Origin of the sequence: Micromonospora globispora, from assembly GCF_003857015.1 — a bacterium.
Lineage (GTDB): Bacteria > Actinomycetota > Actinomycetes > Mycobacteriales > Micromonosporaceae > Micromonospora > Micromonospora globispora.
In genome coordinates this window covers 1-3,820 of sequence record NZ_QGGF01000207.1, presented here as the reverse complement: position 1 = coordinate 3,820, position 3,820 = coordinate 1, and the positions used below count along the sequence as shown (strand labels likewise).

At 70.5% G+C, this 3,820-nt stretch carries 2 protein-coding genes; one reads left to right on the top strand and one right to left on the bottom strand.

The genetic code is table 11. From position 1 onward, the window contains the following. Positions 1-173: 173 nt before the first annotated feature. Entirely contained in the window at positions 174-2,042 is a 1,869-nt protein-coding gene (gene typA, locus DKL51_RS08360; RefSeq protein WP_109947983.1) for a translational GTPase TypA, read from the bottom strand. Positions 2,043-2,534: 492 nt separating this feature from the next. On the opposite strand from typA, the gene DKL51_RS08355 reads away from it, so the two are divergent. After that, positions 2,535-3,731 carry a S53 family peptidase gene (locus tag DKL51_RS08355; protein ID WP_109947982.1) on the top strand — a complete coding sequence of 399 codons (1,197 nt, stop codon included), beginning with the start codon at positions 2,535-2,537 and terminating at the stop codon, positions 3,729-3,731. The last annotated feature ends 89 nt before the right edge of the window (positions 3,732-3,820 follow it).

The following is a 3,820-nucleotide window of genomic DNA, read 5'->3' as shown; positions in this document are numbered from 1 at the left end:
CCGCTCCCGCCCCCCCAGGGCCTGTCGATCATGGGGTTGACGGCGGTTTTGAAGATCGACATCGCCGTCAACTCCATGATCAACCCAGGTTGAGCGGGCGGGCGCGGGAAGGGGAGACGGCGGAGCCCCGGGCCGCCTGGGGCGGTCCGGGGCTCCGGTTCGGGCTGGGAAGGTCAGCCGGCGTGCTTGCGGCGGGCGGCCATCCGGCCCCGCTGCGTCTGGTCGAGGACCACCTTGCGGATGCGGACCGCGGCCGGGGTCACCTCGACGCACTCGTCCTCGCGGCAGAACTCGAGGGCCTGCTCCAGCGACAGCTTGCGCGGCGGGATCAGCTTCTCGGTCTCGTCGGAGGTCGACGCCCGCATGTTGGTGAGCTTCTTCTCCTTGGTGATGTTGACGTCCATGTCGTCGGAGCGGGAGTTCTCCCCGACGATCATGCCCTCGTACACCTCGGTGGTCGGCTCGACGAAGAGCTGGCCGCGCTCCTGGAGGTTGATCATGGCGAACGAGGTGACCGCGCCCGCCCGGTCGGCGACCAGCGAGCCGTTCTGCCGGGTCCGCAGCTCGCCGAACCACGGCTCGTAGGACTCGAAGACGTGGTGCAGGATGCCGGTGCCGCGGGTGTCGGTGAGGAACTCGGTGCGGAAGCCGATCAGGCCCCGCGCCGGAACCAGCCACTCCATCCGGATCCAGCCGGTGCCGTGGTTGACCAGCTGCTCCATCCGGCCCTTGCGGGTCGCCAGCAGCTGAGTGATCGCGCCCAGGTACTCCTCCGGGGCGTCAATGGTCAGCCGCTCGACCGGCTCGCAGATCTTGCCGTCGATCTCCCGGGTGACCACCTGCGGCTTGCCGACGGTCAGCTCGTACGACTCGCGCCGCATCTGCTCGACCAGGATCGCCAGGGCCAGCTCACCGCGGCCCTGCACCTCCCAGGCGTCCGGCCGCTCGGTCGGCAGGACCCGCAGCGACACGTTGCCGACCAACTCCTTGTCGAGCCGGTCCTTGACCATCCGGGCGGTGACCTTGGCGCCCTTGACCCGGCCGACCAGCGGCGAGGTGTTGGTGCCGATGGTCATCGAGATGGCCGGCTCGTCGACGGTGATCAGCGGCAGCGGCTTCGGGTTCTCCGCGTCGGCCAGGGTCTCACCGATCATGATCTCCGGGATGCCGGCGACCGCGATGATGTCGCCCGGACCGGCCGAGTCGGCCGGCTTGCGCTCCAGGCCCTCGGTCATCAGCAGCTCGGAGATGCGCACCCGCTGGGTGCTGCCGTCGGTGCGGCACCAGGCCACCGTCTCGCCCTTGCGGATGGTGCCCTGGCGGACCCGGCACAGCGCGAGCCGGCCGAGGAACGGCGAGGCGTCGAGGTTGGTGACGTGCGCCTGCAGCGGCGCCTCCTCCTCGTACGCGGGCGGCGGGATGGTGTCCAGCAGGGTCCGGAACAGCGGCTCCAGGCTGTGGCTGTCGTCGGGGACCGAGCCGTCGGCGGGCTGGGTCAGCGAGGCGATGCCGTCGCGGGCGCAGGCGTAGATGATCGGGAAGTCGATCTGCTCCTCGTCGGCGTCCAGGTCGAGGAAGAGCTCGTAGGTGTCGTCCACGACCTCCTTGATCCGGGCGTCGGGGCGGTCCACCTTGTTGATCACCAGGATGATCGGCAGCCGGGCCTTGAGAGCCTTGCGGAGCACGAACCGGGTCTGCGGCAGGGGACCCTCGCTGGCGTCGACCAGCAGCACGACGCCGTCGACCATGGTCAGGCCGCGCTCGACCTCACCGCCGAAGTCGGCGTGGCCGGGGGTGTCGATGATGTTGATCGTCACCGGGTCGGACCCGTCCGCCGGCATGTACCGCACGCCGGTGTTCTTGGCGAGGATGGTGATGCCCTTTTCCCGTTCGAGGTCCATCGAGTCCATGACCCGCTCGGTTACCTCACCACGGGCGCCGTAGGCGCCGGCCTGCCGCAACATGGCGTCGACCAGGGTCGTCTTGCCGTGGTCGACGTGGGCGATGATGGCGACGTTGCGGAGGTCGGTGCGTAGCTGCATACCCTCCATACTCCTGTCTGCGGTTGCCGGGACACGGGCCGGGGTCACCCCCGGGCGCGCCCGGATCTCTGCCGAAACTGCTGTTCCGACCGTTTCGGCGGCTGGCACGCCGATCCCCCGGTCGAGGGGGAGCGGATGCCGACCTGCCGAGGTGGGGCGGGCCGTCCCTGCCGATCCACCTGGTCGCCGCGATGATCGTCGCGGTGAGACCGCGGTGATCTTCGGTCTGCCGGTGCCTGGAGGGGCCACCCCTGCTGCTGGTCAGCTTCCTAGCGTACGCGGGCATTCCCCGGCCGGTCCGGCCCCGCTGGTGAAGGCCGGTCGGGCGGTGATGGGCGACACAGCTGACAGCCGCCCGAGGACCCTCCGGGTGCAACGCCGAGGGCACCCGAATCATGCCCCTAATAGACCGATCCCTATTGCTTGCCCCAAGCAACGGGTCTAGGCTTCCGCGCAGGTCAGCTCCTCCTTCCTCCCCCATTGGAGAGCCACATGCGCATCACCCGTCGCATGGCCGGCCTCGCCGTCGCGGCCACCGCCGCCACGTCCTGGCTGACCGTCGCCAATCCCGCCCAGGCCCAGCCCACCATCGGCGCCGCCCACGCCACCATGCACTCGTGCGCCGCCCCGGTGGCCGGGACGGCGTCCTGCCACGCCGTCGTGCGTACGGACCTCACCCCCCTGAAGGGCGGCGTCACCCCCAACGCCACCCCGTCCGGCTACGGGCCGGCCGACCTCCAGTCCGCGTACAAGCTGCCGTCCTCGACGGCGGGCTCCGGTCAGACGATCGCGATCGTCGACGCGTTCGACGACCCGACCGCCGAATCCGATCTCGGCGTCTACCGCAGCCAGTACGGCCTGCCGCCGTGCACCACCGCCAACGGCTGCTTCCGCAAGGTCGACCAGAACGGCGGCACGACCTACCCGCGCAAGGACGGCGGCTGGGCCCAGGAGATCTCGCTGGACCTCGACATGGCGTCCGCGATCTGCCCCAACTGCAAGATCCTGCTGGTCGAGGCGAAGACGAACTCGTTCGCCAACCTCGGCGCGGCGGAGAACGAGGCCGCAAAGCTCGGCGCCAACGTGATCAGCAACAGCTACGGCGGCTCCGACGCCTCCGACGCCAACTACGGCTCGTACTACAACCACCCCGGCATCGCCATCACGGTCAGCTCCGGTGACAACGGCTACGGCGTCGAGTACCCCGCCTCGTCGCACTACGTCACCGCGGTCGGCGGCACCTCGCTGACGCGTTCGAGCAACACCCGGGGCTGGAACGAGACGGTGTGGAGCGGCGCGGGCAGCGGCTGCTCGGCGTACAACACGGCGCTCTCCGGCCAGGCCTCGGTGGGCACCGGCTGCGCCAAGCGGGCGGTCGCGGACGTGTCCGCCGTGGCCGACCCGAACACCGGCGTCGCGGTGTACGACAGCACGGCCTACCAGGGCCTCTCCGGGTGGCTGGTGTTCGGCGGCACCAGCGTCTCGGCTCCGGTGATCGCCGGGGTCTACGCGCTGGCCGGCAACACCGCCTCGATCGACAACAACTACCCGTACAGCCACGCCAGCTCGCTGTTCGACATCACTTCCGGCTCCAACGGCAGCTGCCCGACCACCCAGTGGTGCACCGCCCGCACCGGCTGGGACGGGCCGACCGGCCTGGGCACCCCGAACGGATCGGGCGCCTTCTGACCCCGTACCGACGAGCAGCGATGGGCCCGGCGCGAGCGCCGGGCCCATCGGCGTCGCGGGCCGGCGGGCGCCGCGCACCGAGCGTCGGG

Excerpts from the sequence above, each read along its gene's own strand:
- typA (WP_109947983.1), bottom strand. The coding sequence starts at position 2,042 with ATGCAGCTACGCACCGACCTCCGCAACGTCGCCATCATCGCCCACGTC.
- DKL51_RS08355 (WP_109947982.1), top strand. The coding sequence starts at position 2,535 with ATGCGCATCACCCGTCGCATGGCCGGCCTCGCCGTCGCGGCCACCGCC.